Origin of the sequence: Pseudoglutamicibacter cumminsii (assembly GCF_016907775.1) — a bacterium.
In the GTDB taxonomy this organism is placed as follows: domain Bacteria; phylum Actinomycetota; class Actinomycetes; order Actinomycetales; family Micrococcaceae; genus Pseudoglutamicibacter; species Pseudoglutamicibacter cumminsii.
In genome coordinates this window covers 1103770-1130014 of the sequence record NZ_JAFBCO010000001.1, presented here as the reverse complement: position 1 = coordinate 1130014, position 26245 = coordinate 1103770, and the positions used below count along the sequence as shown (strand labels likewise).

At 62.4% G+C, this 26245-nt stretch carries 21 protein-coding genes and 3 riboswitches; of the genes, 12 read left to right on the top strand and 9 right to left on the bottom strand.

What is annotated here, in order from left to right; all coding sequences use genetic code 11:
- Positions 1 to 30: 30 nt before the first annotated feature.
- The gene (locus tag JOD50_RS05215; protein WP_204880681.1) at positions 31 to 1488 is read right to left on the bottom strand and encodes an FAD-binding oxidoreductase; all 1458 of its coding nucleotides are present in this window, start codon (positions 1486 to 1488) and stop codon (positions 31 to 33) included.
- Between the two features lie 71 nt (positions 1489 to 1559).
- Between JOD50_RS05215 and JOD50_RS05210 the strand changes: the two genes are divergently transcribed.
- From JOD50_RS05210 to purL, 5 genes are all read left to right on the top strand, one after another.
- Positions 1560 to 2243, top strand: a complete 684-nt coding sequence (locus tag JOD50_RS05210) for a DUF3159 domain-containing protein (protein WP_204880680.1) — start codon at positions 1560 to 1562, stop codon at positions 2241 to 2243.
- Between the two features lie 120 nt (positions 2244 to 2363).
- On the top strand, positions 2364 to 3704 hold the full coding sequence (gene gdhA, locus JOD50_RS05205) for an NADP-specific glutamate dehydrogenase (protein WP_204880679.1): 1341 nt from the start codon (positions 2364 to 2366) through the stop codon (positions 3702 to 3704).
- A 112-nt stretch (positions 3705 to 3816) separates the two neighbouring features.
- The gene (gene purS, locus JOD50_RS05200; protein WP_204880678.1) at positions 3817 to 4074 is read left to right on the top strand and encodes a phosphoribosylformylglycinamidine synthase subunit PurS; all 258 of its coding nucleotides are present in this window, start codon (positions 3817 to 3819) and stop codon (positions 4072 to 4074) included.
- Positions 4074 to 4835 carry a phosphoribosylformylglycinamidine synthase subunit PurQ gene (purQ, locus tag JOD50_RS05195; protein WP_204880677.1) on the top strand — a complete coding sequence of 254 codons (762 nt, stop codon included), beginning with the start codon at positions 4074 to 4076 and terminating at the stop codon, positions 4833 to 4835. The genes purS and purQ overlap by 1 nt, the downstream gene beginning before the upstream one ends.
- On the top strand, positions 4832 to 7138 hold the full coding sequence (gene purL, locus JOD50_RS05190; protein WP_204880676.1) for a phosphoribosylformylglycinamidine synthase subunit PurL: 2307 nt from the start codon (positions 4832 to 4834) through the stop codon (positions 7136 to 7138). Before purQ ends, purL begins: the two co-directional genes overlap by 4 nt.
- A 99-nt stretch (positions 7139 to 7237) precedes the next feature.
- Here purL and JOD50_RS05185 read toward each other — a convergent pair whose 3' ends face one another.
- Positions 7238 to 8203: a hypothetical protein gene (locus tag JOD50_RS05185; protein ID WP_204880675.1), complete on the bottom strand. Its 966-nt coding sequence runs from the start codon at positions 8201 to 8203 to the stop codon at positions 7238 to 7240.
- A 99-nt stretch (positions 8204 to 8302) separates the two neighbouring features.
- Positions 8303 to 9739, bottom strand: coding sequence for an LLM class flavin-dependent oxidoreductase (locus JOD50_RS05180; RefSeq protein ID WP_204880674.1), 1437 nt, complete (start codon positions 9737 to 9739; stop codon positions 8303 to 8305).
- 30 nt (positions 9740 to 9769) lie between these two features.
- Positions 9770 to 9883: riboswitch (SAM riboswitch) on the bottom strand.
- Between the two features lie 163 nt (positions 9884 to 10046).
- Here JOD50_RS05180 and JOD50_RS05175 point away from each other — a divergent pair.
- The 4 genes from JOD50_RS05175 (at position 10047) to JOD50_RS05160 (ending at position 15890) form a co-directional block, all read left to right on the top strand.
- Positions 10047 to 11027: a TRIC cation channel family protein gene (locus JOD50_RS05175; protein ID WP_204880673.1), complete on the top strand. Its 981-nt coding sequence runs from the start codon at positions 10047 to 10049 to the stop codon at positions 11025 to 11027.
- Positions 11028 to 11164: 137 nt separating this feature from the next.
- Positions 11165 to 11260: riboswitch (SAM riboswitch) on the top strand.
- Between the two features lie 8 nt (positions 11261 to 11268).
- Positions 11269 to 13302, top strand: coding sequence for an acetate--CoA ligase (acs, locus tag JOD50_RS05170; RefSeq protein ID WP_204880672.1), 2034 nt, complete (start codon positions 11269 to 11271; stop codon positions 13300 to 13302).
- 164 nt (positions 13303 to 13466) lie between these two features.
- Entirely contained in the window at positions 13467 to 14942 is a 1476-nt protein-coding gene (locus JOD50_RS05165) for an amino acid permease (protein WP_204880671.1), read from the top strand.
- A 9-nt stretch (positions 14943 to 14951) separates the two neighbouring features.
- Positions 14952 to 15890 carry an HpcH/HpaI aldolase/citrate lyase family protein gene (locus tag JOD50_RS05160; RefSeq protein ID WP_204880670.1) on the top strand — a complete coding sequence of 313 codons (939 nt, stop codon included), beginning with the start codon at positions 14952 to 14954 and terminating at the stop codon, positions 15888 to 15890.
- Positions 15891 to 15978: 88 nt separating this feature from the next.
- On the opposite strand, the gene JOD50_RS05155 is transcribed toward JOD50_RS05160, so the two are convergent.
- Both JOD50_RS05155 and JOD50_RS05150 read right to left on the bottom strand, forming a co-directional pair.
- Complete coding sequence (locus tag JOD50_RS05155) at positions 15979 to 17217, bottom strand: M20 metallopeptidase family protein (protein WP_204880669.1); 1239 nt, start codon at positions 17215 to 17217, stop codon at positions 15979 to 15981.
- 95 nt (positions 17218 to 17312) lie between these two features.
- A complete protein-coding gene (locus JOD50_RS05150; protein ID WP_204880668.1) occupies positions 17313 to 17972 on the bottom strand; it encodes a histidine phosphatase family protein in 660 nt (219 codons plus the stop codon).
- Positions 17973 to 18064: 92 nt separating this feature from the next.
- Positions 18065 to 18169: riboswitch (SAM riboswitch) on the top strand.
- An 11-nt stretch (positions 18170 to 18180) separates the two neighbouring features.
- Here JOD50_RS05150 and JOD50_RS05145 point away from each other — a divergent pair.
- The 3 genes from JOD50_RS05145 to JOD50_RS05135 all read left to right on the top strand — a co-directional run bounded on the left by JOD50_RS05145 (position 18181) and on the right by JOD50_RS05135 (position 21236).
- Positions 18181 to 19497: an O-acetylhomoserine aminocarboxypropyltransferase/cysteine synthase family protein gene (locus JOD50_RS05145; RefSeq protein ID WP_204880667.1), complete on the top strand. Its 1317-nt coding sequence runs from the start codon at positions 18181 to 18183 to the stop codon at positions 19495 to 19497.
- Complete coding sequence (locus JOD50_RS05140; RefSeq protein ID WP_204880666.1) at positions 19497 to 20009, top strand: CoA-binding protein; 513 nt, start codon at positions 19497 to 19499, stop codon at positions 20007 to 20009. Before JOD50_RS05145 ends, JOD50_RS05140 begins: the two co-directional genes overlap by 1 nt.
- 120 nt (positions 20010 to 20129) lie before the next feature.
- The gene (locus JOD50_RS05135; protein WP_204880665.1) at positions 20130 to 21236 is read left to right on the top strand and encodes a magnesium and cobalt transport protein CorA; all 1107 of its coding nucleotides are present in this window, start codon (positions 20130 to 20132) and stop codon (positions 21234 to 21236) included.
- 73 nt (positions 21237 to 21309) lie between these two features.
- Here JOD50_RS05135 and JOD50_RS05130 read toward each other — a convergent pair whose 3' ends face one another.
- From JOD50_RS05130 to JOD50_RS05115, 4 genes are all read right to left on the bottom strand, one after another.
- Complete coding sequence (locus tag JOD50_RS05130; RefSeq protein WP_204880664.1) at positions 21310 to 22110, bottom strand: carbon-nitrogen hydrolase family protein; 801 nt, start codon at positions 22108 to 22110, stop codon at positions 21310 to 21312.
- 156 nt (positions 22111 to 22266) lie between these two features.
- Positions 22267 to 23568 (bottom strand): adenylosuccinate synthase, encoded by a 1302-nt coding sequence (locus tag JOD50_RS05125; protein ID WP_204880663.1) that lies wholly within the window; start codon positions 23566 to 23568, stop codon positions 22267 to 22269.
- Positions 23569 to 23663: 95 nt separating this feature from the next.
- Positions 23664 to 25094 (bottom strand): MFS transporter, encoded by a 1431-nt coding sequence (locus JOD50_RS05120; protein ID WP_204880662.1) that lies wholly within the window; start codon positions 25092 to 25094, stop codon positions 23664 to 23666.
- On the bottom strand, positions 25066 to 26202 hold the full coding sequence (locus tag JOD50_RS05115; protein ID WP_204880661.1) for a CaiB/BaiF CoA transferase family protein: 1137 nt from the start codon (positions 26200 to 26202) through the stop codon (positions 25066 to 25068). Before JOD50_RS05115 ends, JOD50_RS05120 begins: the two co-directional genes overlap by 29 nt.
- Positions 26203 to 26245 lie beyond the last annotated feature (43 nt).

Below are 26245 nucleotides of genomic sequence, written 5' to 3'. Positions count from 1 at the left end.
CAGACTCCGCACCGCACCACAGGCCGCGGGCTAGTCGAGGACCTTGCCGGGGTTCATGATCCCTTCCGGATCGAAAACCTTCCGCAACTGTTGTTGAAGTTCCGTCTGATCCTCGCCGAGCTCTTCCGGGAGGAAACGCTTCTTCAGCAAGCCCACACCGTGTTCTCCGGTGAGCGTTCCGCCCATCTCCAGCGCAACAGTGAAAACCTCATCGGCAGCTTCCCACACGTGAGCCGGAACCGCGTCCAGCCCCGTCTCGCCCGCGACCGGCTCGAACACGAACACCGGATGCATGTTGCCATCACCTGCGTGAGCCGCGCTCGGCAACGTGACCCCATACTTGCGTTCGATCTCGCGCATCCGCGTGAACGCCTCCGCCATCCGCGTCCGCGGAACAGCGATGTCCTCAACCAAAACGCTTCCGCCCATGCGTTCAATCGCAGGGAAAACAGCACGCCGCATACCGATCAGCGCTTCGGTCTCGGCATCGCTCTGCGCAACCCGAACATGCCGGGCGAAACCAGCCACCGCATCGTGCACCTGAGCCAACTCCGCGGCGGCACCCAAGCCATCCGTCTGAACCAAAAGCAACGACGCCGGCTTGCCCTCAGTCGGGTCCACAAACGTCTCATCTGTAGCGACCAAGTGCCCCACCACAGCGGCCGAAGTGACCTCGTCCAGAAGCTCCATCATCGCCGGCTGAAGGTTCGCCGCCGTCACGGCGCTCGCAGCGGCCGCCGCATCGACAGCGGAATCACACACCGCAACCAAAGTCGCGCGCTCGGCCGACTGCAAGGGACGCACCTTCAAAACACACTCAACGATGATCCCCAACGTGCCTTCGGAACCGATCAGCATCGACGTGATGTCATAACCTGAAACACCCTTGACGGTGCGGCGCCCCATCGACACCACACGGCCATCCGCTAAAACCACCGTGAGCCCCAAAACCCACTGCTGCGTCACGCCATACTTAGCGCACAAAAACCCGCCAGCGTTCGCCGCGATGTTGCCACCCACCGTGGAAATCGCCTTCGACGCCGGATCCGGAGGCCACCATAAGCCATCCTCATGCAGAACAGCGTTGAGTTCATCGTTCAAGATGCCCGGCTGAACCACCGCCAAGCGGTCATCCGCCGAAACCTCCAGAACCTTATTCATCCGCTCAAGGCACACCACAAGCGAACCCGAGCCCGCCGTCGCCGACCCCGCAAGCCCCGTGCCCGCGCCCCGCGGAACCACACTCACGCCATGCTCACGCGCCCACTGCACCGCGGCCTGAACCTGCTCCGTATCCTCCGGCCACACCACCGCAACCGGAACACCATCCGGCTCAACACCCGAACGGTCAATCGAATACGCACGCAACGTCGCCTCATCCGTCGCGATGCTGCCGCTCATCGCCACGTTGAGCGCTTCAATTGCTTCCGCGGAAACAACTGCACCGGTGGAAACAGTTGCGTCCGATGCCGGAGTTGCCTTGGCCATGAAACCTCACCTTCCCCATCGCGTGCGATATGAGCCAGAACACACGATGGTCGGAATCTAGACTAGCGCCTATGGCCACACCACATGAGCGCGGAGAGCACGCTACGCCGGAGGCTAACGCTAAGTCCGAATCCCTCCTCGAGCTGCTCGGCGGCGCGCGACCAGCGATCGAAGCGACCATCCCGCCCGTCGTATTCGTGATCGCTTGGATGCTCAGCAACAACAACGTCGTCATCGGCGGTGCCGCGGCAACCCTCTCCGGGCTCATCATCGCGGGCCTCGCGCTCTACCAGCGGCGCAAACTGACCTCAGTGATCTTCGGGCTCCTCGCCGTCGTAGCGTCAGCCGCCGTCGCTGTCTACACCGGCAACGCCGTGGACTTCTTCCTGCTCCGGCTCCTCTCCAATGCCGCCTCGATGCTCGCATGGATGGCCTCCATCATGGTCCGGTGGCCGTTCCTCGGGATCGTGCTCGGCGCGATCCTCGGAACCAAAACAACCTGGCGCAAAGACCCTGTCATCCTGCGCGCCTACAACCGAGCATCCTGGTTCTGGGTAGCTCAATACGGCGTCCGCGTCATCGTGCTCGGCTACTTCTGGGCCACCGGCCACGTCATCGGGCTCTCCGTGGCGCACGTACTGCTCAGCTACCCACTCTTCGCCGTGAGCCTCATCGCGTCCGGCTGGATGCTGTTCGGCTCGATCCCTAAAACTCACCCCGGAATCCGCCACCCACAAGTCCCAGCCGCCACCTAGATACATCGCCTAGACACATCGACCTGACTCTTCACATTGCCAGCCGTTATGAAATAAAAAACCGGCCCGGCAACAAATTTTTCTACACTGGAGACCTGCAAGACGATTTCAGGAGGAACTGTGGAACCACAGCTTGAGGATGCATACGCTGACGTACTTCGACGCAACCCTGGCGAACCAGAGTTCCACCAAGCAGTTGCAGAAGTCTTCGATTCGCTCGGCCCAGTCGTGAAGAAGCACCCCGAACTCATGGAGTACGGGATCATGCAGCGCCTGTGCGAACCAGAACGCCAGATCATCTTCCGCGTCCCGTGGGTTGACGACAACGGCCAGGTTCAGATCAACCGCGGCTTCCGCGTTCAGTACAACTCCGCCCTCGGCCCGTACAAGGGCGGCCTGCGTTTCCACCCGTCCGTCAACATCGGCATCATCAAGTTCCTCGGCTTCGAGCAGATCTTCAAAAACTCGCTGACTGGCATGCCAATCGGCGGCGGTAAGGGCGGCTCCGACTTTGACCCGCACGGCAAATCCGATGCGGAAATCATGCGTTTCTGCCAGTCGTTCATGACCGAACTTGCCTCCCACATCGGCCAGTACACCGACGTCCCTGCAGGTGACATCGGCGTGGGCGCACGCGAAATCGGCTACATGTTCGGCCAGTACCGCCGCATCACCAACGCCTACGAATCCGGCGTCCTCACCGGTAAATCCCTGCTGTGGGGTGGCTCGCGTGCCCGCACCGAAGCGACCGGCTACGGTGCCGTGATCTTCGCGGAATCCATGCTCAAGACCCGCGGCGAATCCTTCGACGGCGCCAAAGTCACCGTGTCCGGTTCTGGCAACGTCGCGATCTACGCTATGCAAAAAGCCCAGATGCTCGGCGCGACCGTGCAGGCGTGCTCCGACTCCTCCGGCTACGTTTACGACCCGAACGGGATCGACCTCGAGCTCATCAAGCAGGTCAAGGAAGTCGAGCGCGGCCGCATCGCTGACTACGCAGAACGCCGCGGCAACGGCGCCCGCGTAGTCACCGACGGCTCAATCTGGGACCTGCCGACCGACGTCGCACTGCCATGCGCAACCCAGAACGAACTCAACGGCCGAGACGCCCACACCTTGATCCGCAACGGCGTCAAGGCCGTGTCCGAAGGCGCAAACATGCCATCGACCCCCGATGCGGTGGCAGCATTCCGCGACGCGAAGGTCCTCTTCGGCCCAGGCAAGGCAGCTAACGCCGGTGGCGTTGCGACCTCCGCGCTCGAGATGCAACAGAACGCGTCCCGTGACTCCTGGACATTCGACTACACCGTCCAGCGCCTCACCGAGATCATGGAGAACATCCACGAAACCTGCCTCGAATCCGCCGATAAGTACGGCCGCGGTGGGGACTATGTTTTCGGCGCGAACGTTGCCGGTTTCAGCCGCGTAGCAACCGCGATGCTCAACCAAGGCATCATCTAGACGCATCACATCCCACGCGTGGACGTAAACGGATAAGATAGAGAGGCAAGTGCGCCAGCACCACTTTCGTGTGCTCGCGACAAAAAACTGCCACCTCAGGAGATCCCACAACATGGCCCGGATCGTCGTTGACGTCATGCCCAAGCCCGAGATTCTGGACCCGCAGGGTAAAGCAATTCTCGGTGCATTCCCTCGCCTCGGTTTCACCCAGTTCAGCGGAGTCCGTCAGGGCAAGCGCTTTGAACTGACCGTGGACGGCGAAGTGACCGAAGATACCTTGGCTGCAGCTCGCGAAGCCGCTGAGACCCTGCTGTCCAACCCGGTCATCGAAGACGTTGTCAACGTGGCTGTGGTTGAGGACGGTCAGTAATGCCCCGCACCACCGATTTCCCTTTCTTGGTTGATAACTCCGTGGACACCTACCCGAACTCGGGTGTCAAGATCGGCGTTGTCACGTTCCCTGGAACGCTCGATGACCGCGATGCGTGCCGTGCGGTGCGCTTGGCCGGTGGCGAGCCAGTGAACCTGTGGCACGCGGATGGCGACCTCAAGGATGTTCAGGCTGTTGTGATCGCCGGCGGGTTCTCCTACGGCGACTACCTGCGCCCGGGCGCTATCGCTCGTTTCGCGCCGGTCATGGACAGCATCATCGACGCCGCGAACTCGGACGATAAGCTCCCAGTGCTCGGCATCTGCAACGGTTTCCAGGTCCTCACGGAAGCTCACCTGCTTCCAGGTTCGATGATCAAGAACGATCACCTCAAGTTCATTCGCCGCGATCAGCCGCTGACCATCGAAAACAACGAGACCAAGTGGACCCGCCTGTACGAGAAGAACCAGAGCGTGGTCTACCCGCTGAAGAACCAGGACGGCCAGTACGTCGCTGACGAAAAGACCCTCGACATGCTCGAAGCCGAGGGTCGCGTGGTGTTCCGCTACGAAGGCTGGAACCCGAACGGCTCCCGCCGCAGCATCGCTGGCATCACAAACGAAGCCGGCAACGTGGTTGGTCTGATGCCTCACCCAGAGCACGCAGTTGAGCTGGGCTTTGGTCCCGACGACGGCCGCGGCCGTGACGGCCTGACCGTGTTCACTTCCTTGATTAGCAACTTCGTGGAGGACGCCAAGTGACCACCCAAGACTTCATCCTTGACACCGTCGCTGACGCCGAATCCACCCCAAACGTCGAACAGCCGTGGGCTGAACTGGGGCTCAAGGAAAACGAATACGAGGACATCAAGAAGATCCTCGGCCGCCGCCCAACGGATTCCGAGCTCGCGATCTACTCCGTGATGTGGTCGGAGCACGCTTCCTACAAGTCGTCGAAGATTCACCTCCGTTCCTTCGGTAAGAAGGTCGACGACGAGATGAAGAAGCACACCCTGGTCGGTATGGGCCAGAACGCTGGCGTGACCGACCTCGGTGACGGCTGGGCCGTAACCTTCAAGATCGAGTCCCACAACTCGCCGTCCTACGTTGAGCCGTACCAGGGTGCCGCTACCGGCATCGGCGGTATTGTTCGCGACATCATCTCGATGGGTGCCCGCCCCGTAGCGGTCATGGACCCGCTGCGTTTCGGCGCGATCGACCACCCAGACACCGCCCGCGTCGTACACGGCGCCGTGGCCGGCATCGGCGGCTACGGTAACTCGCTCGGCCTGCCGAACATCGGCGGCGAAACCGTGTTCGACCCCGTCTACCAGGGCAATCCGCTCGTCAACGCGCTCGCTGTGGGCGTGATGCGTCACGAGGACATCCACCTCGCGAACGCTAAGGGCGAAGGCAACCGTGTGGTCCTGTTCGGTGCGCGCACCGGCGGCGACGGCATCGGCGGCACCTCGGTTCTGGCTTCCGCTTCCTTCGAAGAAGACAAGCCATCCAAGCGCCCTGCCGTTCAGGTGGGCGACCCGTTCGCTGAGAAGGTCCTCATCGAATGCTGCCTTGACTTGTTCCGTGAAGAGCTCGTCGTCGCGATCCAGGACCTCGGCGCGGCAGGTATTTCCTGCGCAACCAGCGAGCTCGCCTCCAACGGTGGCGTGGGCATGAACGTTGAGCTCAAGGACGTGCTGTTGCGCGACCCAAGCCTCAACCCATCCGAAATCCTGATGTCTGAATCTCAGGAACGCATGATGGCCGTGGTGACCCCCGAGAACGCTGAAGCGTTCGAGAAGGTCCTGGAACACTACGGTGTCGAATACTCCTGGATCGGTGAGATCACCGAGGAACCACGCCTCATCATCACCTGGAACGGCGAGGTCATCGTGGACATCGATCCGCAGACCGCCGCTGAAGAGGGCCCTGAATACGACCGTCCATACGCTCGCCCTGACTACCAGGACGCGCTGCAGGCTGACACGTTCCGCTCCTCCGAGGCCGGTAAGAACCTGCCGGAACAGGGCGAGGACCTCAAGCAGGCGATGCTTGAGCTCATGGCGCGCCCTAACCTGTGCGATAAGTCGTGGGTCACCCAGCAGTTCGACGCCAACGTTGGCGGTAACACGGCAATGGCGTCCCCTGACGATGCCGGCGTGATTCGCGTTGACGAGAACACCGGCATGGGTGTTGGTTTCGCAACCGACGCGAACGGCCGCTACGCCTACCTTGATCCGTACGCTGGCGCTCAGCTGGCTTTGGCTGAGGCGTACCGCAACGTCGCGACCTCGGGCGCTACCCCGATGGCCGTGACCGACTGCTTGAACTTCGGTTCCCCTGAGGACCCGAACGTGATGTGGCAGCTGGTTCAGGCGATTGAGGGCCTTTCGGATGCATGCCTCGAGCTGCAGGTTCCGGTCACTGGCGGTAACGTTTCGCTCTACAACCAGACCGGTGAGACCCCGATCCACCCGACCCCTGTAGTGGGTGTCATGGGTCGCTTTGACGACGTCACGGCACGCACCGTTTCCGGTTGGCGTGAAGAGCACGACGGCAACGCCGTCTACCTGCTCGGCGTGACCCGCGATGAGCTGGACGGCTCCGAATTCGCTGCGATGCGTGACCACCTCGGCGGCCTTCCTCCGAAGGTTGATTTGGACGCCGAGCGCACGCTCGGCCAGCTCCTGGTTTCTGGTTCCCGCGACGGCATGTTCGATGCCGCACACGACCTCTCCGAAGGCGGCCTCGCTGCCGGCCTGGTTGAGATGTCGATGCGCTACGGCGTTGGCGTGCGTGTCAACCTGGATGAGCTCAAGCAGCGTGACGGCATCGATACGTTCACCGCTCTGTTCTCCGAGTCGCAGGCTCGCGCACTCGTGTGCTTGCCACGTTCCGAAGAGGAACGTTTCACCGCTATGGCTGCGGCACGCGGCTTCGCGCACGTTCGCCTTGGTGTGGTCGATGCGTCGTCGAACGCTATCGAGGTTCAGGGCGAGTTCTCCGCGACCCTCGACGAGGTTCGCGAAGGCTGGGGCAAAACCATGGAGCGCTACTTCGGCTAAGCCGATGCGCTGAGTAACCTAGCGCATCCATCGAATACAGCGAAGGTGTGGGCATCAACCTGGTGCCCACACCTTCGCTTGTTAAAAAGCCTTATCTGGTTAGATTTTCCGGCCGCGCAACAGACCCCACAGAGCGATCGCGAACAGCGCGATCCCACCGCCAACCGCAGTGCCGATGCCTTTAGCGGTCTCGTTAACGTCCGCTACAGGTTCAACGTTCACGGTGCCTAACGTCGGTTCAGGGGCTTTCTCGACTTTGTAGATCACGTGCATCTTGGTGCTCGTAGGAGTGCCGCTTGTCGGCGGAGTCTCGTTCGGGACTTCGCGCAGCTTCACAGGGGCACGCTTCACTGGGGCCGGTTTGACGCCTTGAGGTGTGGCCATCCCCGGCCCGCCGTGGATTTTGCTTGGTTGCGTATCAACAGTGGTTGCGTGTGCCGGGGCGTCGATCGGCGTCTCAGATACGATTGCCTTTTCGCTCGACTGGCCACTGTCGCTCGGCGATGCCGTGGGCAGGTCACCCGGGAGCGGCTCACCCGTCGGCGTGAGCCCCTCACTCGGTGCCGTAGGGCTTGGATGCGTCGGACTCGGGTTCGTAGCGCTCGGGTCCGTAGGGCCTGGTTGCGTAGGGTTCGGGGTCCTTGGGTCCGAAGTTGATGGTTCCGAAGACGTTGGCGTCGTTGTCGTTGGCGCCGGTTCCGCTGGTGCAGTGCCAGAGGGCGCGGTCTCGGACGGCGATGGATTCGCTGGCGGTGTCACCGTTGGTGTCGGACCCAATGAAGCCGCTGGTGAGCTCGAATTACGGTCCGAGCGTTCGGACGCTCGTTCAGCCGAACCCTCAACCGTAACAACAGAATCCGTGCCCACAGCGTTAGTCGAAGCAACCGCAACTACCGCGTGTGCCGCATCGACGGCTTGAGTGTTCAGCACCGGATACGCACACGCAACACCGAACACCGCGAAGCCGATGCCCACCTTGAATCCCAGGCCCGCTTTAACAGCAAAAGAAACGCGAGGCGCGCGCTGACACACTCGTCTAGCGTCGCAACCTCGCGTTTCCTTCATGTCTTATTTCCCTACCCTGGTCATAAGGCACACAACATGCCTACATAGTTCACATCTTCATGTGTCCCCAAAGCATAGTCAATAGGTGAAAGGATTCTTTCACTTACCGCGACGCACCGCCGCACCCGGGTGGTTCTCCGGCAGACGGTCGCCACGACCGAACAAAGCGTGACGCAAAGAAGAGCCGGTCTGATCCTCAACAGGACGGTCCGCGTCCCACGCGACCGTGTCCTCGGCGAACTCTTCTGCGGTCGGATAGACACCCAGGGCTTCAAGCTCCGGAATCACATAGTCAACGACGTCGCGGAATGTGCCCGGCTTGACCGCGTAAGCGACGTTAAAGCCGTCCACACCGGTGTCGCGGACCCATTCCTGGAACTGCTCGGCAATCTCGCGGCCGGTACCCACGGCAACCGGACCGAAGCCACCCACACCGATGTAGCGAGCCAGCTGGCCCACATTCCACGGCTTATCGGAATCACCCGAAGCCGCCTGGAACATGCTCACAGCAGACTGGATCGCGTTGGACTCCACGTCCTCACCAATCACCGCGTCCAACGGGTATTCAGACAAGTCGATGCCCGTCCAGCCCGCCAGCAGCGCCAACGCGCCCTGCTCATCCGCGTACGACTGATATTCGCGGAACTTCTCCCACGCTTCCTCGTTCGTCTTACCCACAACAGGGGTAATCATCGCGAAAATCTTGACGTCATCAGCGTTACGGCCGGCCGCAACGGTAGCCTCGCGGATCTTCTTAACCGTCTTGGCCAGACCTTCCTTGGTCGCCTGCGAAAGAAACACAGCCTCAGCGTGCTTACCCGCGAAAGCCATACCGCGAGACGACGCACCAGCCTGGAAAATCACCGGCGTGCGCTGGCGGGAAGGCTCCGTGATCGCGATGCCCGGAACGTTGAACCACTGACCTTCGTGCTCGATCTCGTGCACCTTGTCCGGGTCCACAAACAGGCCGGATTCGCGGTCAGCAACAACCGCATCGTCCTCCCACGAACCCTCCAACAGCTTGTAAACAACGTCGATGTACTCGTCCGCGTGATCGTAGCGTTCGTCGTGCTCCATCTGGCGCGTCTGGCCAAAGTTCTTCGCCGCAGACTCAAGGTAGCCAGTCACAACGTTCCAGCCGACGCGGCCGCCAGTGTAGTGGTCCAAGCTCGCCAAGCGGCGGGCCAAGCCAACCGGGTGCTCGTAAGCGGTGCCAGCTGTCACGCCGAAACCGAGGTTCTTGGTCGCCGCCGCCATAGCCGAAACGATGACCGCCGGATCAGCCAACGGGATCTGGGCGCCCGAACGCAGCGCGGTCTCTGGAGAGTTCTGATAGGCGTCATAGACACCCATCACATCGGCGATGAACAGGGCGGCAAAACGGCCCTCTTCGAGGATCTGCGCAAGCTCAACCCAGTGAGAAAGCTTGTTGTAATCCCGCGACGTGTCCTCAGGGTGCTTCCACAGGCCTGGGGACTGGTGACCAATCGTGTTCATCGCAAAAGCGTTGAGAAGAATAGGTTTTTCAGACGACATGCTAACCCTTTCCCGCAGCCCTGAAATGCTGCGCCATCGTCTTCTGGCGGGAGCACCTTTCCCTCACGATTCCTGCTAGGGAATCCATCGGGATGGTTGCTGCGGCGTCTACGAGCCAGATCTCTCGGCCGCTCTGGATGGATACGGATTCAGCATAAAGCCATACCCGGCACCTCACGCAAATCGCGTAATCCCGATGACAAAAAATGACACAAGCTAACCGGCTACTACACTTTCGGAAGCATCGCACCGCCCCAGGGCATATGCTCAGGGCAGTTATTTCTGCGGACGAAAGGGCTATGGCGACGTGGAATTTGCACGGCCAGAAGTTTTCTTGACCGTCGATATCATCGCGCTTGTCATCAACGGGATCATGGGCGGGGTGATTGCTCGGCGACTGAACTTTGACCCCGTCGGTTTCGTCGTCATGGCGATCGTCACCGCGCTCGGCGGCGGCATTGTCCGCGACCTCATGATCGACCAAGGCCCACCCGTCGCAACCACCAACCCGTGGTATCTGCCGGCCGCGATCCTAGGTGCGTTCATCGCGTTCCTCATGCCGCTCAACGGCAAGTGGACGACGCGCACACTCACTCTGCTGGACGGCCTCGCATTGGGTGCGTGGTCGGCCACCGGAACCCTCAAAGCGCTCTCCGCCGGCTTGGATTGGTTACCGTCGCTTTTGATGGGCGTCATGACGGCGGTGGGTGGCGGCATGATCCGCGACTTCATGGTCGGTCAGGTCCCGACCGTGTTCAGGCGCTCCCCGCTGTACGCGACGGCCTCGCTGTTCGGTTCGGTACAGATGCTGCTGTTTTTCTACCTCAAGCTCTCCGACTGGGGCATGTTCGTTGCGATGTTCAGCGTCGGAATCCTGGTGATTCTGGCCCAGAAGTACAACCTATACTTGCCGGGCCCCACGGAAATCCGCTTGCCTCGCCGCCGCATCCCGTCCATCTTGCGGCGTGAGGCCCGCAGCGCGAACCCGTCCACGGGCGCGATCCCGGTGATCGATGCGGCGGCTGGCTCCCGTACGGACGGCACCACAGACTCAGCTTCCGATGCGGTGGCCACTCATGGGGAAGCCGGCGGCTCGGTCACTCAGAACCAACGTCTGAGTCAGCAGCGAATTGAGCACCAGCACCGCATCCATAAACGGCGGGTCCAACAAACACAATCCAAGCGAGCACAAGCAAGGCAAGCTTCCGCATCCAGCCGCGCAGCCACCGGACATCTCACATCGGCGATGCCTAAATGGCGCCTCAAGCAAGCACGTAACAACCGCTGAAGCGCGAGAGCCGTTAACGACGCAACCACCGCATCGGGCACTTTCGCTACCTTGCGAACGTGCCCATGTTGAGCAACATGACACACACGCCCACCTGATTTGCGTGAGGCCGCCTTCGTCACCCACTATGGACACCACAACCATCCAGAGCGGCTGAGAGATCTGGCTCTACGACGCCGCAGCAACCACCCCGGTTACGACGGGCATGGTGCTCACGCCAGGATCGATGGAGTGACAAAGCATGACATTGACGTCAACACCCGCGCATCAAGCCGCCTCCGCACAGGACGCATCACAGGACACAGCACAGCTCGACGCCAGGCAGCTCAGCGCCGAAGAACATCAGGCGTACTGGGCGGAACAGGCCGCCCAGCTCACCTGGGAGACCCCTTGGGACACCGTGCACACGCTGACCCCTCCCAACCCTGAAACTCAGGAAGGGCTCCAGCAAACTTGGTTCGCGGGAGGCACCCTCAACGCCGCCGTCAACTGCGCAGACCGCCACGTAGCGGCAGGCAATGGGGACAAGGTCGCGCTCTACTTCGAAGGCGAGCCCGGCGACCGCCGCACCGTGACCTACCGCGAACTCACCGAGGAAGTCTCGCAAGCCGCCCACGCGCTCACGGAACTCGGCATCGGCCGCGGCGACCGCGTCGTGGTCTATCTTCCGGTGCTCGTCGAGACCATCGTCATCACGCTTGCTTGCGCACGCATCGGGGCTGTGCATTCGCTCGTTTTCGGTGGCTTCAGCGCGGAAGCACTGCGCTTCCGCATCGAAGACACCCGCGCCAAACTGCTCGTCACGAGCGACGGCCAGTACCGCCGCGGCAAAGCCGTGCCCGTCAAAGACATCGCGGACGAAGCCGCGTCCGGCGACAATCAGCTTGAGCACGTGCTCGTGATCGACCGCACCGGCCACCGCGACATCCCGTGGACCGAAGGGCGCGACATCTGGTGGGACCAGATCGTTCCGCGCCAGCCGCGCGAGCACACAGCGGAAGCGTTCGATGCGGAAAACCCGATGTTCATCATGTACACCTCTGGAACCACAGGGAAACCGAAAGGCCTTGTGCACACGACGGGCGGCTACCTCACCGGAGCAGTAGCCACCTACAACCAGATCTTCGCCCACCCGGCCCCAGAGCAACGCGCGGGCGACGTGCACTGGTGCACCGCAGACCTCGCGTGGGTCACCGCCCACACCTACGAAATCTACGGACCATTGGGGGCCGGCGCGACGCAGGTTATCTACGAAGGCGTACCGAACGCACCACACCCTGGCCGGCACTTCGAAGTCATCCAACGCTACGGCGTGACCTCCTACTACACCGCACCAACCCTCGTACGATCGCTCATGGGCTGGTTCCCAGACGGCATCCCGGCCGAATACGACCTCTCGAGCATCCGCCTCGGCGGAACGGTGGGTGAAGCCGTCAACCCAGAGGCCGCCCGCTGGCTGCGCCAACAGATCGGCCGCGACACCTACCAGCCAGCCAACCCCGAAACCGGGGAGCCTGAGCGCGGCATCAGCATGGTCGACACGTGGTGGCAATCAGAAACCGGCTCCACCATCCTCACACCGCGGCCTGACGCAACCACCGTTAAGCCCGGCAGCGTAGGACGTGACATGCCAGGAGTCGCAACCGTGGTCGTCGACGACCAAGGCAACCCAACCCCGGCCGGAACCCAAGGCAACATCGTGCTCACCCAGTTCCCGCCATCCATGGCGCGCACCGTGTGGGGCAATCCGAAACGCTGGTACACCTCCTACTGGAAGGCCTACGCCGAATACGGTTGGTTCACCGCAGGCGACGGCGCGAAAATCGATGCCGACGGCGACACCTGGATTCTCGGACGCACCGACGACGTCATCAACATCTCGGGTCACCGCCTCTCGACCATCGAAATCGAGTCCGCACTCGTGACCGACCCCGGCGTCGTGGAGGCCGGCGTGTGCCCCGTACCGGACGCGAAGACCGGCCACGCGGCCAACGCATTCGTTGTCCCGGCGGATCAGAGCTTGCTCGGCGAGTCCGCCGACAAGGACGCTGTCGCGGAGTTCACGCAACGGTTGCGCGACACCGTAACCAAGGGGATCGGCCCCATCGCCAAGCCGGCCCGCATCATCCTTGTGCCCGACGTACCGAAAACCCGTTCCGGCAAGATCATGCGACGCATCCTGACCCAGGCGTGCACCGGCGAACAGCTCGGCGACACCACGAGCCTGCGGAACGAAGAATGCATCCCGGACGTCCTGGAAGCCGCCCGGAGCTAGCTGGCGGTGCGGGCATACACGGCACTCGCGCGAGCACATCCCACACCCGAGAAAATGCGCGATTTAAGCTGATTTGAGATCAGTTCGTCCAAACTTCGATGGGCGGACTGCAGGACCCCCAATGTGAATGTGCATTGCGTCACTGATCGGCCTAGTCTCGATGCATGCGTTCTAGCAGAGACACGTCGTCAGAAACCGACGCTTCACCTCAGGCCGGGCTGCAGGCTGAGCAGGCCGGGCAGCAGGCTGAGCAGGCCGGGCAGCAGGCTGAACAGACATCCCTCTCCAAAGGCCTGACCGGGCGCCACATCCAGTTCATGGCGCTCGGTTCCGCGATCGGAACCGGGCTGTTCTATGGGTCAGCGGACGCTATCAAGGCCGCTGGCCCCATCGTTCTGCTCGCCTACATCGTGGCAGGTGCCGCGGTGTTCATCGTGATGCGCGCCTTGGGTGAGATGGCGGTGCGCAACCCCGTCGCCGGCGCGTTTTCTGACTACGCGACCCGGTACCTCGGACGCTATCTGGGGTTCACGACCGGCTGGACGTACGTGTTCTGCATGCTCGTCGTCTCCATCGCGGACGTTACCGCGGTGTCCGTCTATATGGGGTTGTGGTTCCCTAACGCGCCTCAATGGATCTGGGCTGCGGCGGTCGTGTTGCTGATCGCGGGCATCAACACCCGGCACGTCAAGGTGTTCGGTGAGATGGAGTTCTGGATGTCGATCATCAAGGTCGGCGCCGTTATCGCGATGATCCTCGGCGGCATCGCGATCCTGATCTTCGGCATGAGCGTGCCGGGCGAGGCCACCCCGGGCCTTCATAACCTCTTCGATCACGGCGGCTTGGCACCTAACGGCGTGATGGGTATTTTGGCGTGCCTCACGATGGTCGTGTTCAGTTTCGGTGGCATTGAGACCATCGCCGTGACCGCGGGTGAAGCCAATGATCCGCACACCGCGATCCCACGCGCCGTGAACTCTGTTCCGATCCGTATCCTGCTGTTCTATGTTCTCGCTTTGGGCGTCATCATGACGCTGGTTCCGTGGAACCACATGAGCTCGGACACTTCACCTTTCGTGCAGATTTTCGCGGCGCTGGGCATTCCGGCGGCTCAGCACATCTTGAACGTTGTGGTGCTCACGGCCGCGATCTCCGCGATCAACGCGAACTCGTATGGTGCCGGCCGTATGTTGTTCGGTATGGCTCACTTGGGGCAATCGCCACGAGCGTTCACACGGACCACGGGTAAGGGCGTTCCGTGGGCTGCGGCGCTGCTCATGATGGGCGCACTGACCGTAGGCGTGGTTTTGAACTTCCTCATGCCGGAGTCGGCTTTCGCTGTCGTCGCTTCGGTTGGTGCGTTCGCGATCACGTGGCTGTGGTGCATGGTTCTGCTGTCCCACACCGCGATGCGCATCAAACTGCGCCGCGAGGGCGTCCCTAAGAAGGACCTTGAGTTCCCGGTTCCGTTGTGGCCGATCACCCCGATCTTCGCGGGCTCGTTCTTGGTTCTGGTGATCGGTTTGATGGCGTGGTTCCCAGGTACGCGGGTCTCGCTCATCGCGGGCGCTGTGTGGATTGCGTTGATTTCGGCGATATATGTTGTCACAACGTGGGTTAAGAAGCGCCAGACTCAGTAGCGTGAGGTCATGGCTCCTATTTTCCCTGCACAGATCCCTACCGCCGCTGGTCAGAAGATCGGCCCGGACCTCGCTCGTTCGTGGCTTTTGACGAACGCTGCGCACCCTGATCGCTTCGCTGAGGCTGAAGAATCCGCCGCCGATGTGGTGGTTTTGGACATCGAAGACGCCGTCGCTCCCAAGGATAAGGCTGCCGCCCGTGAAGCCGCGGTCGAATGGCTGACGACGGGCCACACGGCTTGGGTGCGCATGAACGGCTATGCGACCAAGTACTGGGAAGGCGATGTTGAGGCTCTAACTCGCACGCTGCCGGCCGCCGTGGGCGGCCCTGTGGCTGAGGGCGGCCTGGCGGGCGTGATCCTTGCGATGGTTGAGTCGACCGACCATGTCAACGAGACCGCACGTCGGCTCCCGGGGATCCCTGTGGTTGCTTTGGTTGAGACGGCGCGTGGCTTGCAGCGTATTGATTCGATCGCCGCGGCGAAGGGCACGTATCGTTTGGCGTTCGGGATCGGTGATTTCCGGCGCGATACCGGTATGGGTGACGGCCCGATGGCGCTCGCTTATGCGCGTTCGCAGTTCACGATCGCGTCCCGAGCGACCGGCCTTCCGGGCCCGATCGACGGCCCAACCGTGGGCACGACGGGTCTCAAGCTCGCAGAAGCCGCCGCGGTCACGACTGATTTCGGCATGACCGGCAAGCTGTGCCTGGTTCCGGAGCAGACCGCGACCATCAACGAGGGCCTCTCTCCTTCCGGCGAGGACGTTGCGTGGGCGCACGAGTTCCTCGCGGAATTCGAGGAAGACGGGGGCGAGATCCGCAACGGCTCCGACCTTCCGCGTCTTTCCCGCGCGAACAAGATCCTGGAGCTTGCGAAGGCCTACAACGTGCACTGGCGGAAGGCATCCGATCCGGCCCCTGCCCCATCGGATACCTACCACTACTAGATGTTCGCGTCCGCGGCTCATCAGGGCCGTGGACCCGCACGTCGCGGGCTGGTCGTTACTCCGGCCAGGTCGTTGCTGCGTCGTGTAGTTACTGCGCGACGGGCCCGCGGCGTAGCGCGAGCTCCGCGAACAGCCGTACTCCGCGCCCGAGCACGCGGTCATCAAAGATCGCGTGAGGCGAGTGGTTGCCCGGCACCGTAGTGGGGTCTTCGCCTTGGGTCACGGCGCCCAGGAAAATGTAGGCGCCCGGTACACGCTCGAGCACCTCGGAAAAGTCTTCCGATCCGGCTTCGGTGCGTGGAAGATCCCGATAAGCGTGCTCTCCGAACAGCTCGCGCGCGGTCTCCGCGACGTAATCGACATGTTCGGCGGAGTTCACCGTCACCGGGAAGTCGCATTCGACGCTGTAGCTTGCGCTCATACCGTGCGCTTCCGCGATGCCTTCCGCGACGCGTTTGACCGCCGGCACGAGCTTTTCGCGGGAAGCCGGGCTAAAGGAACGCAGCGTGACTTCGATAGTTGCGGTGGACGGGATAATGTTCGCCGCTGAACCCGCCTTGATCGATCCAACCGTCACGACGACGGGGTCGAACGGGTCGAACTGGCGGGTCACCATGGTCTGCAAGCCGAGGACGATCTCTGCCGCGACAGGCACCGGGTCTGCGGCTTGGTGTGGGGCGGATCCGTGGCCGCCTTTGCCGTGGACCGTGATGACGAGGTCGTCGCATCCGGACTGGATGGTCCCCGGCTTGGAGACGAACGTTCCATGCGCGTAGCGGTCGGCGTACACGTGGATCGCGTACGCTTCATCGACTGGCTGGCCAGCGGCTTCGAGCAGGCCCTCCTCGATCATGATTTTGGCGCCGCCAGCGGTTTCTTCGGCCGGCTGGAACATGCCCACCACATCGGCGGTGAGTTCTTCGCGGCGCTGCGCAAGGTACAGCAGGGCACCCACGAGGCCAGCGGTGTGCATGTCGTGGCCGCACGCGTGCATCTTCCCGGCTTCGGTCGGCGAATATTCGAGCCCGGTTTCTTCCGTTACCGGCAACGCGTCCATGTCACCGCGAAGCAGGACCACAGGGCGGCGGGTGCCTTCAGGCAGCGGCGCGGCGCCGCGCAGGACCGCCGTCACGGAGGATTGCGCTTCCCCCGTGTGCAGCTCGATCCCTTCGGTTCCTTCGAGCGCATCCAGAACCGCCGCTTGGGTCACTGGCAGGTGCCGGTCCAGCTCCGGATTCGCGTGCAAATAGCGGCGCAACCTCACGACCTGCTCGTTGAGTTCTGCTGGGATCGGCTCGTGTGCCGTAGTCGAATTGGCTGTGCTCATGATGGAATTCCTTGGCTTGCATCCGTGAACGGCGTCACAGCAAGTGTAGTGGGTCAGTCTTGTGACGCAGGGCCGGGCTGTGATGTAGCGCCGGGTTAGGGCAGTGCGTTGCGGATGTGGTGCAGGTGGGCTTCTTGGGCTGGGGTGAGGTAGCGGATGTCGCAGTTACTTAGGCCAGGGTTGCTGATGTTCCACTCGTCCAGGGTGTTGAGGAGGCAGCGCGTGGTTGAGCCGTGGGAGACTGCAACGATGCGCTGGCCGGGGTTGCCCCTGAGCGTTTCGGCGAGCGCTGATGCGGCACGGTGGCCTGCATCTTTGGAGGTTTCGACTCCTTCGAGGATTCCGAGCTCTTTACCGCGGGCCTCGACCTCTTCGACGTTGGGTAGGTGCGCTGGGAAGAGGTAGGTGAAGGTCTCTTTGTCGAGGTCGCCGTAGGCGCGGCCTTCGTAGGGCCCGTATGAGCGTTCCTTGAGCCCGGCGACAACGCGCGGCGCCCCGAGTCCGAGGTGTTCAGCGATGATCTCCGCGGTTTCGCGTGCCCTGAGTTGCGGGGAGGTGAGGATGACGTCCCACGGGCTACCCCATCGTGATGCCGCGTCAGTTCGCAAGGTTTCTGCGGCGGCGCGGGCCTGCTCGATGCCGGTCGCGTTGAGCGGCACCTCGCTGCTCCCCTGGAAACGGCGTTCTTTATTCCAGTCGGTCTGCCCGTGGCGGACGAGCGCTAGTGAGGGGATGTGATTTGGGCTCGTGGTCATAGTCCCAGCTTATGCCGGCCACACTATTACCTGCGCGCCTTAGTACGTCACATGCGTTTGCCCTGGCTGTGGTGAGTGCGCATAATGGTGGCTGACCATCTAGAGCGGTCGAGGGACCTGGCCCTGTGACACCGCAGCAACCATCGACGCAGCACCACCGCTGCAGCGAATGGTGCTCATGCCGGGATCGATGGATTAAAGGAGTTCCATGTCTTCTGCCGACCGTCAATTCGGTTTCCGTACCCGTGCCCTGCATGCGGGCGCTACCCCTGATTCAGAGCACGGTTCGCGTGCTGTCCCGCTGTACAACACGACGTCGTTCGTCTTTGAAAACGCGGACGATGCGGCAACGCTGTTCGCGCTCCAAAAGTACGGGAACGTGTATTCGCGTATCGCTAACCCTACGGTCGCGGCGTTCGAGGAACGCGTGGCTTCGCTTGAGGGCGGCATCGGCGCGGTTGCGACGTCATCGGGTATGGCCGCCGAGTTCATCACCTTCGCCGCGCTGTGCCAGGCCGGCGATCACGTGGTCGCTTCCTCGAAGCTGTACGGCGGAACCGTGACCCAGCTCGACGTCACGCTGCGCCGCTTCGGAGTCGAGACCACGTTCATCGACTCGACCGAGGTCGAGGATTTCGCCGCCGCGATCCAACCGAACACCAAGGTTCTCTACACCGAGGTCGTAGCGAACCCATCCGGGGTCATCACCGACATCGAGGGCCTTGGCGCCCTCGCCCACGAACACGGCGTCCCGCTGGTCGTGGACTCGACCCTGACCCCGCCGTACATTTTCCGTCCGCTCGAGCACGGCGCGGACATCGTGATCCACTCAGCCACCAAGTTCCTGGGCGGCCACGGCACCACGCTGGGCGGCGTCGTCGTTGAATCCGGCCGTTTCAACTGGGGCAACGGAAACTTCCCGTCCATGACCGAGCCGGTCCCGTCCTACGGCGACTTGTCATGGTGGGGTAACTTCGGCGAGTACGGTTTCCTCACCAAGCTGCGCAACGAACAGTTGCGTGACATCGGCGCTTCCCTGGCGCCGCAGTCCGCGTGGCAACTGCTCATCGGCATCGAAACCCTGCCGCAGCGCATGGACGCGCACATCGCTAACGCCCGCAAGGTCGCACAGTGGCTCGCTGACGACGACCGCATCGAGTGGGTCTCCTACGCCGGCCTCGAAGACCACGCCTACCACGAGCGCGGCAAGCAGCTGCTGCCGAACGGCGTGGGTTCCGTGTTCAGCTTTGGCGTCAAGGGTGGGCGCGACGTCGGGGCCGAGTTCATCGCGAACCTGCAGCTCGCAAGCCACCTGGCCAACATCGGCGACGCGAAGACCCTCGTGTTGCATCCGGCGTCCACGACGCACCAGCAGCTCAGCGCCGAACAGCTCGCTGCTGGCGGGATCGGTGAAGACCTGATCCGTATTTCCGTGGGCCTTGAGGATGTTGAGGACATCATCTGGGACCTCGACCAAGCGTTGGAAGCCGCCGTGAACGGTGCTGTGAGCGAGGAGGAAGCGTAATGAGCAACGAAACCGCCACTACTGAAGCGAACAGCACGTGGGTTGGCCCGTCCGCCCCGCAGCGGCTGAACCTGTTGCGTGCCGCGAAGAGCGTTGCGATCGTCGGCGCCTCCACGAATCCCGCCCGCGCGGCGTACTTCGTGGCGACCTACCTGCAGTCTTCCGCGCCGTACAAGCTGTACTTCATCAACCCGCGAGCCACCGAGCTGTTGGGTGAGCCGGTCTATCCAAGCCTCGATGACCTGCCAGAGGTGCCCGACGTCGTGGTTGCGTTCCGCCGCAACGAAGACCTCCCGAGCGTGGCTGAGGAAGCCGTGCGCGTGGGCGCAAAGGTGTTCTGGGCGCAACTGGGCCTGTGGAACGAGGAGGCCGCCCGCATCGCGGAGGCCGGCGGGCTCGCTGCTGTGATGAACCGGTGCATCAAGATCGAGCACGCACGCTTCCACGGCGGGCTCCACCTCGCAGGCTTCGACACCGGGGTCATCTCCTCCAAGCGGCAGCTGCGCGCGTAGCCGCGGCCGCCGCGGAGAGCTTGTGACGTGTCTACGCGGCGCGGTTCATGTTCGATGTTGCAGGCGTCACCGTGCGGCGTGCTGACAGGCAACTGGCGGAACTGGTGCCAGAATAGAGTCATGTCTGCACGCAACAAGATTCGCTCCAAGCTCGGCCTGCCCCCTTTCCCGGCGCGTTCGAGTAGTAAGCGCATCCCTGTTGCTTCACGGACCCCTCACGTACCGAAGGACAACATCCGTGCTGTCTCTTTCGACAGCGAAGGCGCGTTCCCGCTGACCGGCGCCCACACCATCGAGACTGCAGGCAAGTACTCCGAGGAGCACCCTGATCAGATCGTCGTGATCTCGATGGACAAGCCGACCGATGAGCAGATCGAAGAGCTCGCCGAAGCCTGGGATCTGCACCCGCTGCTGCTCGAGGATCTGCAGGCGCCGTCGCAGCGCGCTAAAGCGGAGCGGCAAGGCGACACCTTATTCGTCGTGACCCACTCCGTCGCATATCAGGATGACATCGAGGAAGTCGTGTTCGGCGAATTCAACCTCTTGATGCGCGGCAACCAGGTGGCGGTTCTGTGCCAGGACCAGGCGGCGGTGCGCGCGTGGCAGGCGAAAGGTTTCCGGCTTGAGCACCGCTTCGGCGAACAAAACGAGCTCCTCCAGCACGGCCCTGAAGCCGTGCTACACGCAGTGCTCGATGCGGTTGTTGACGGATACGGCCCCGTGCTGCGTGGTCTCGAGACTGACAAAGAGGAAATTGAGCGGCAGGTGTTCTCGGGCGACCCTGCGGCTGCCGAGCGTATTTACCGCCTGTCGCGCGAGATCATCGAGCTACGCCAAATGTCTAACGGTTTGGCGACCGTGATCCGCCGCTTGCTGATCGGTACCACGCGTTACGGGACCGACACCGAACTGCGGATGTACCTCGACGACGTCTCCGACCACCTGTCACAGATCATCCCGGACATCGCCGAACTACGCGACGCGCTGAACCAGATCCTGCAGGTCAACGCGACGCTTGTTTCGCAGCGTCAAAACGAAGACATGAAGAAGATCTCCGGCTGGGCGGCTATCATCTTTGCGCCCACGCTCATCGGCGCGATCTACGGCATGAACTTCACCAACATGCCCGAGCTCGAATGGAGCTTCGGCTACCCGCTCGCGCTCGCGGCAATGTTCGGATTCGCTTTGTTCCTGTTCATCGTCTTCAAAAAGAAAGACTGGATGTAGCTTTCTCACGATGGGGCTGGCTCTGCCCTGAGTCAGGGCAGAGCTGATGCCGCGGCTGGCCCGCGGTCAACGATCATGCCTTTGGCGCATCGACCCCAAGGCGACGATTCTCAAGAACCGGCAAGTATTCACGCACGTTCTTGAGCTTCTTGCGGCCAACCTTGCCCGTGACCAAGGCGTACGGCTCGTCCTCAAGGTACGCGACAGGCTGCGCCAACGGATCCAGAATGACCGAGTAGCCGATCGTCTGATTCGACGCCGTGCCCGCGGCGACAACCCACACCGTGTTCTCCACAGCGCGAGCCTTCAGCAGCGTCTGCCAGTGGTCAATCTTGTTCTCGCCCTTGTACCACGCCGCCGGAACCAACAGAACATCAGCGCCAGCCAACGCGAGGTTGCGGGCGAGCTCAGGGAAACGAACGTCGTAGCACGTCATCATCCCGAACGTCAGGTTCCCATACTTGAACGTCGCAACCTGCGACGGGTCGCCAGCGGAAATACGGTTCGACTCCTTGAACGTGAACGCGTCATACAAGTGGATCTTGCGGTACGTCTCTAGCTCCGCGCCATGCGCATCCACAGCCAGCAACGTGTTGTACGGCTTGCCGTTCGCATTCGGCTCATAGCCGCCCACCACAACAGCGATGCCGTGGCTCGCAGCGATCAAACCAACCTGGCGGGCGAAACGCTCCCACCCCTTCTCAACGAGGTCAGCGAAATCATCGCCAGCCTGAACCAGCGACAGCATCGATTCCTCTGGGAACACGATCATGTCCGCCTTCTCAGAGGCGGCCTGCCGCGCCAACTTATCCAATGTTTCGAGGTTCTCGAAGACATCGGCGGTCGGGCTGAACTGGCCAACGGAAATCTTCATCGCGTTCTCCTTGCTGTCTGCAACAAGCGGTGTGAGGCCTACTCTACACACTCAGGGGTAAAGCACAGCGTGCATAGAACAAACGCTCTATGCACGCTGGCTTCACATGTTAGTAACGGTCTTTTCAGGGCCCGATGGGGTCAGTTGACTTCAGGCTCAGTTGTCCTCAACCGGGCCGATCAGATCGCGCACGACGATGGTCGCGTCACGGTCCGGACCCACACCGATCGCGGAGAAGCGGCAGCCGGACATCTCCTCGAGCGCCTTGACGTATTTACGGGCATTCTCTGGAAGGTCATCGAGCGTACGAGCGCTCGAAATGTCCTCGGTCCAGCCATCGAAGTACTCGAAGATCGGCTTAGCGTGATGGAACTCGGACTGCGTCATCGGGACTTCGTCGTGGCGCACACCGTCAACGTCGTATGCGACGCACACCGGGATCTTCTCGATACCGGTCAAAACGTCGAGTTTGGTCAGGAAGTAGTCGGTGAAGCCGTTCACGCGGGACGCATAGCGAGCCATCACGGCGTCGTACCAGCCGGTGCGGCGCGGACGGCCCGTGTTGACGCCGAACTCGCCACCCACGGTGCGCAAGCGCTCGCCCATGTCATCGAACAGCTCGGTCGGGAACGGGCCGGCACCCACGCGGGTCGTGTACGCCTTGATGATGCCGATCGAACGCTGGATGCGGGTCGGGCCGATGCCCGCGCCCACGGACGCGCCGCCGGCGGTTGGGTTCGAGGACGTCACGAACGGGTACGTTCCGTGGTCCACGTCCAAGAACGTCGCCTGGCCGCCCTCCATGAGAACAACCTTGCCCTCATCGAGCGCCTTGTTGAGTTCGAGCTCAGCGTCGATCACCATCGGGCGCAGGCGGTCAGCGAAGCTCAAGAAATATTCGACAATCTCCTCGACCGTCACCGCACGGCGGTTATACACCTTGACCAGGAGTTCGTTCTTCTGACGCAGCGAGCCCTCGATCTTCTGACGCAGAATCGATTCATCGAAGATGTCCTGGACGCGGATGCCGAGACGGCCGATCTTATCCATGTAGGTTGGGCCGATGCCGCGGCCAGTGGTGCCGATCGCGCGCTTACCCAGAAAGCGTTCCGTGACCTTATCCAGAGTCTGGTGGTACGGGGCAACCAAGTGAGCGTTCGCGGAAACACGCAAACGCGACGTGTCCGCGCCGCGGGCCTCAAGCGCATCGATCTCCTCGAAGAGCGCCTCAAGGTTCACAACGCAACCGTTACCCAAAACAGGGATCACGTTCGGGGCCAAAATACCTGCCGGGATGAGCTTGAGCTCATACTTTTCACCACCCACCACAACGGTGTGACCTGCGTTGTTACCGCCATTCGGTTTCACAACGTAATCAACACGACCACCTATCAGGTCGGTTGCTTTGCCTTTGCCTTCATCGCCCCACTGGGCGCCAACAATAACGACGGCCGGCATGCATCTACTCCTCGCGCACATTTCTTCTAGTGCGTTGGCAGGGAAACACCCTCATCGTCGGCGCACGCGCCAGCGCGCGCTTTCGGCTGAGGGTCTTACTCCCTGATTCTATCAATCCCAGAACCACACAGCTTGAGAGCCGAAACCAACGTCAATACGGCGAACGACGACGCCATCACCGCAACAGGCCAGATGTGCCCGCTGGTCATCGTGAGCATCGCGGACCCGATGAGCGGGGCCGATCCCGAGAACACCGATGAAGCGACCTGATAACTCAACGAAATGCCCGTGTACCGGACCTCGGGCGGGAATGATTCCGAGAGCAAGCCCGCGAGTGCTGAGAAATACAGCGCGTGCGGGACGGTCACCGCGAAAATCCCCGCGAGCGCAAGCACCGGGTTGCCCGTGCTGATCAGAACGAACATGAGCGGAAGCAACACGATCTCAGGGCTCAGCATCGCGGCGACCGTACGGCGGACGCGGCCGCGCTCCTTCGCACGATGCACCAACAGCGCACCCAGCGGCTGAACACAGAACTGCACCACCAAGGCCGCCGTGACCATCGCCAGGAAACCCTGCCGAGAGAACAAGCCCGCATCCGTGGCCCACGAAAGCGCGAGCGTAGCCTTGAAATACGTGACCGTGGTCGCCAAAACGCTCGCGCCCACGCCCCACAAAACCATCGCCTTATGCTCCCGGAACAACGTCACGATGGGAGCCTCGCGGCGAGCTCGCGACCCGGGCTTCGTGGGGTTGCCGGCTGGCGCAGGCTTGATTGCGGTGGCGGTGCTTGAGGCACGAGCCGGCGCGGTGGCCAGGTCATCATCATGGCGGTGGAGGTTGCCGCGCATCATCGCAGGCGATTCGTCAACCGAGACCCTGATCCACAAGCCGATCGCTACGAGTGCCGCGGATATGAGGAACGGGACGCGCCAGCCCCACGTGAAAAACGCGTCGTCTGGAAGCATCGCAACTAGAAGCCACACGCCAGAGGCGCACAGGTTTCCGGCTGGGGATCCTTGCTGCGCGAACGCCGCGTACAAGATCCCGCGGTTTCCGGGAGCGTGCTCCGCGGCGAGCACCACGGCCCCGCCCCATTCGCCGCCCATCGCGACGCCCTGCACCAGCCGCAGAACAACCAGAGCAGCCGGCGCCCACCAGCCCACCACATCGTAGGTTGGGAGCAAACCGACCGCAGTCGTGCAGCCGCCCATAAGCAACAGCGTTGTGATGAGGGCGTTCTTGCGGCCGAACGTGTCACCCCAGTGGCCGAAAATCACGCCTCCGAGAGGGCGGGCGAGGAAACCAACCCAGAACGTCGCGAACGACGCCAGAACCCCGAGCTCCCCCGGGAAAAACAGCGGCCCTAGAACGAGGGCGGCCGCGGTTGAATACGTGTAGAAGTCATACCATTCGATGGTCGTGCCAATGAACGCCGCGAAACCCGCTTTACGGGCCTGCCGCGTGCGTTCCGGCGCCGGCTGATCTGTGGCGCGGTTAGTCTTTGAGCCACGCCAAGATTGCATCACGATCCTCATCTATCCGTGGCGGCTCCTTGTGATACGCAGGCTCCGCGTCCGAAAGCCACAACGGCGTACGCACCGTAGGCACCCCATCGGGATTGCCTTCCGGTGTCATCACCGGATCCAAGCCGAGCGAATCAGCAAACGCAACACCCTCGTCGACCCCAAGGATCGGCGACGCCGGAAGCCCCACCTTGCGGAAGGTTGCGGCCCATTCGTCGGCCGTGGCGCGCGCGAGCTGCTGTTCAAGCAGGGGGCGCAACGCATCCCGGTTGCGGTTGCGGGCGGGCATCGTCGCGTAGTCCTCGTTCTCCGCGAGCTCAGGCGTGCCGAGCACCTTGGCGAGCAACGCGAACTGGCGGTCGTTACCCACGCAAATCACCACATGCCGGTCGGAACACATGAACGGGCCGTACGGGAACAGGCTCGGATGGTCGTTGCCCATCCGGAATGGGACCGCGCCCGCGCCGACGAAACCCGAGGTTTGATTCGCCAGCCCCGACAGCGCAGAACTCAAGAGGTTGACTTCAATGTGCTGGCCGCGGCCGGTCTGTTCACGTTGACGAAGGGCAGCGAGGACGCCGACGGCCGCGTGAAGGCCAGCCATGATGTCGAAGATCGCCACGCCGCCGCGCTGCGGGTCGCCGTCAGGTTCGCCGGTGAGAGACATAAAGCCAGAGGTCGCTTGGGCCAGCAAGTCGTAGCCGGGCATGTCCGCGCCGCCGCGGGAGCCGAAACCAGTGATGCTCGCGTGGACCACGTGCGGATGCTTGTCTCGAACACTCTGCGGGTCCAGGCCGAACTGTTTGAGGCCGCCGGGACGGAAATTCTCCATGAAAACGTCGGCCTTGGCGACGATGCGGTGGGCGGTTTCGAGGTCGTGTGGGTCTTTCAGGTTCAGGGCGATTGCGTGCTTATTGCGGTTGACGCCCAGGTAGTAGGTGGCTTCGCCGTCGCGGGCCGGGGGTTGCCACGTGCGGGTGTCGTCGCCGCTGGGAGACTCAACCTTAATGACGGTAGCGCCGAGGTCAGCGAGCAACATCGTCGCATACGGACCCGCAAGAATACGGGTGAAATCCGCGACGACGAGACCCTCCAAGGGGCCTTTCATTTGGGCTTTAGCCTGGGCCGCGTCACGGCCCCGAACCTGACCT

Coding starts and splice junctions, on each gene's coding strand:
- JOD50_RS05215 (WP_204880681.1), bottom strand. CDS start 1,488: ATGGCCAAGGCAACTCCGGCATCGGACGCAACTGTTTCCACCGGTGCA.
- JOD50_RS05210 (WP_204880680.1), top strand. CDS start 1,560: ATGGCCACACCACATGAGCGCGGAGAGCACGCTACGCCGGAGGCTAAC.
- purS (WP_204880678.1), top strand. CDS start 3,817: ATGGCCCGGATCGTCGTTGACGTCATGCCCAAGCCCGAGATTCTGGAC.
- purQ (WP_204880677.1), top strand. CDS start 4,074: ATGCCCCGCACCACCGATTTCCCTTTCTTGGTTGATAACTCCGTGGAC.
- JOD50_RS05185 (WP_204880675.1), bottom strand. CDS start 8,203: ATGAAGGAAACGCGAGGTTGCGACGCTAGACGAGTGTGTCAGCGCGCG.
- JOD50_RS05180 (WP_204880674.1), bottom strand. CDS start 9,739: ATGTCGTCTGAAAAACCTATTCTTCTCAACGCTTTTGCGATGAACACG.
- acs (WP_204880672.1), top strand. CDS start 11,269: ATGACATTGACGTCAACACCCGCGCATCAAGCCGCCTCCGCACAGGAC.
- JOD50_RS05165 (WP_204880671.1), top strand. CDS start 13,467: ATGCGTTCTAGCAGAGACACGTCGTCAGAAACCGACGCTTCACCTCAG.
- JOD50_RS05160 (WP_204880670.1), top strand. CDS start 14,952: ATGGCTCCTATTTTCCCTGCACAGATCCCTACCGCCGCTGGTCAGAAG.
- JOD50_RS05155 (WP_204880669.1), bottom strand. CDS start 17,217: ATGAGCACAGCCAATTCGACTACGGCACACGAGCCGATCCCAGCAGAA.
- JOD50_RS05150 (WP_204880668.1), bottom strand. CDS start 17,972: ATGACCACGAGCCCAAATCACATCCCCTCACTAGCGCTCGTCCGCCAC.
- JOD50_RS05145 (WP_204880667.1), top strand. CDS start 18,181: ATGTCTTCTGCCGACCGTCAATTCGGTTTCCGTACCCGTGCCCTGCAT.
- JOD50_RS05140 (WP_204880666.1), top strand. CDS start 19,497: ATGAGCAACGAAACCGCCACTACTGAAGCGAACAGCACGTGGGTTGGC.
- JOD50_RS05135 (WP_204880665.1), top strand. CDS start 20,130: ATGTCTGCACGCAACAAGATTCGCTCCAAGCTCGGCCTGCCCCCTTTC.
- JOD50_RS05130 (WP_204880664.1), bottom strand. CDS start 22,110: ATGAAGATTTCCGTTGGCCAGTTCAGCCCGACCGCCGATGTCTTCGAG.
- JOD50_RS05125 (WP_204880663.1), bottom strand. CDS start 23,568: ATGCCGGCCGTCGTTATTGTTGGCGCCCAGTGGGGCGATGAAGGCAAA.
- JOD50_RS05120 (WP_204880662.1), bottom strand. CDS start 25,094: ATGCAATCTTGGCGTGGCTCAAAGACTAACCGCGCCACAGATCAGCCG.
- JOD50_RS05115 (WP_204880661.1), bottom strand. CDS start 26,202: ATGAAAGGCCCCTTGGAGGGTCTCGTCGTCGCGGATTTCACCCGTATT.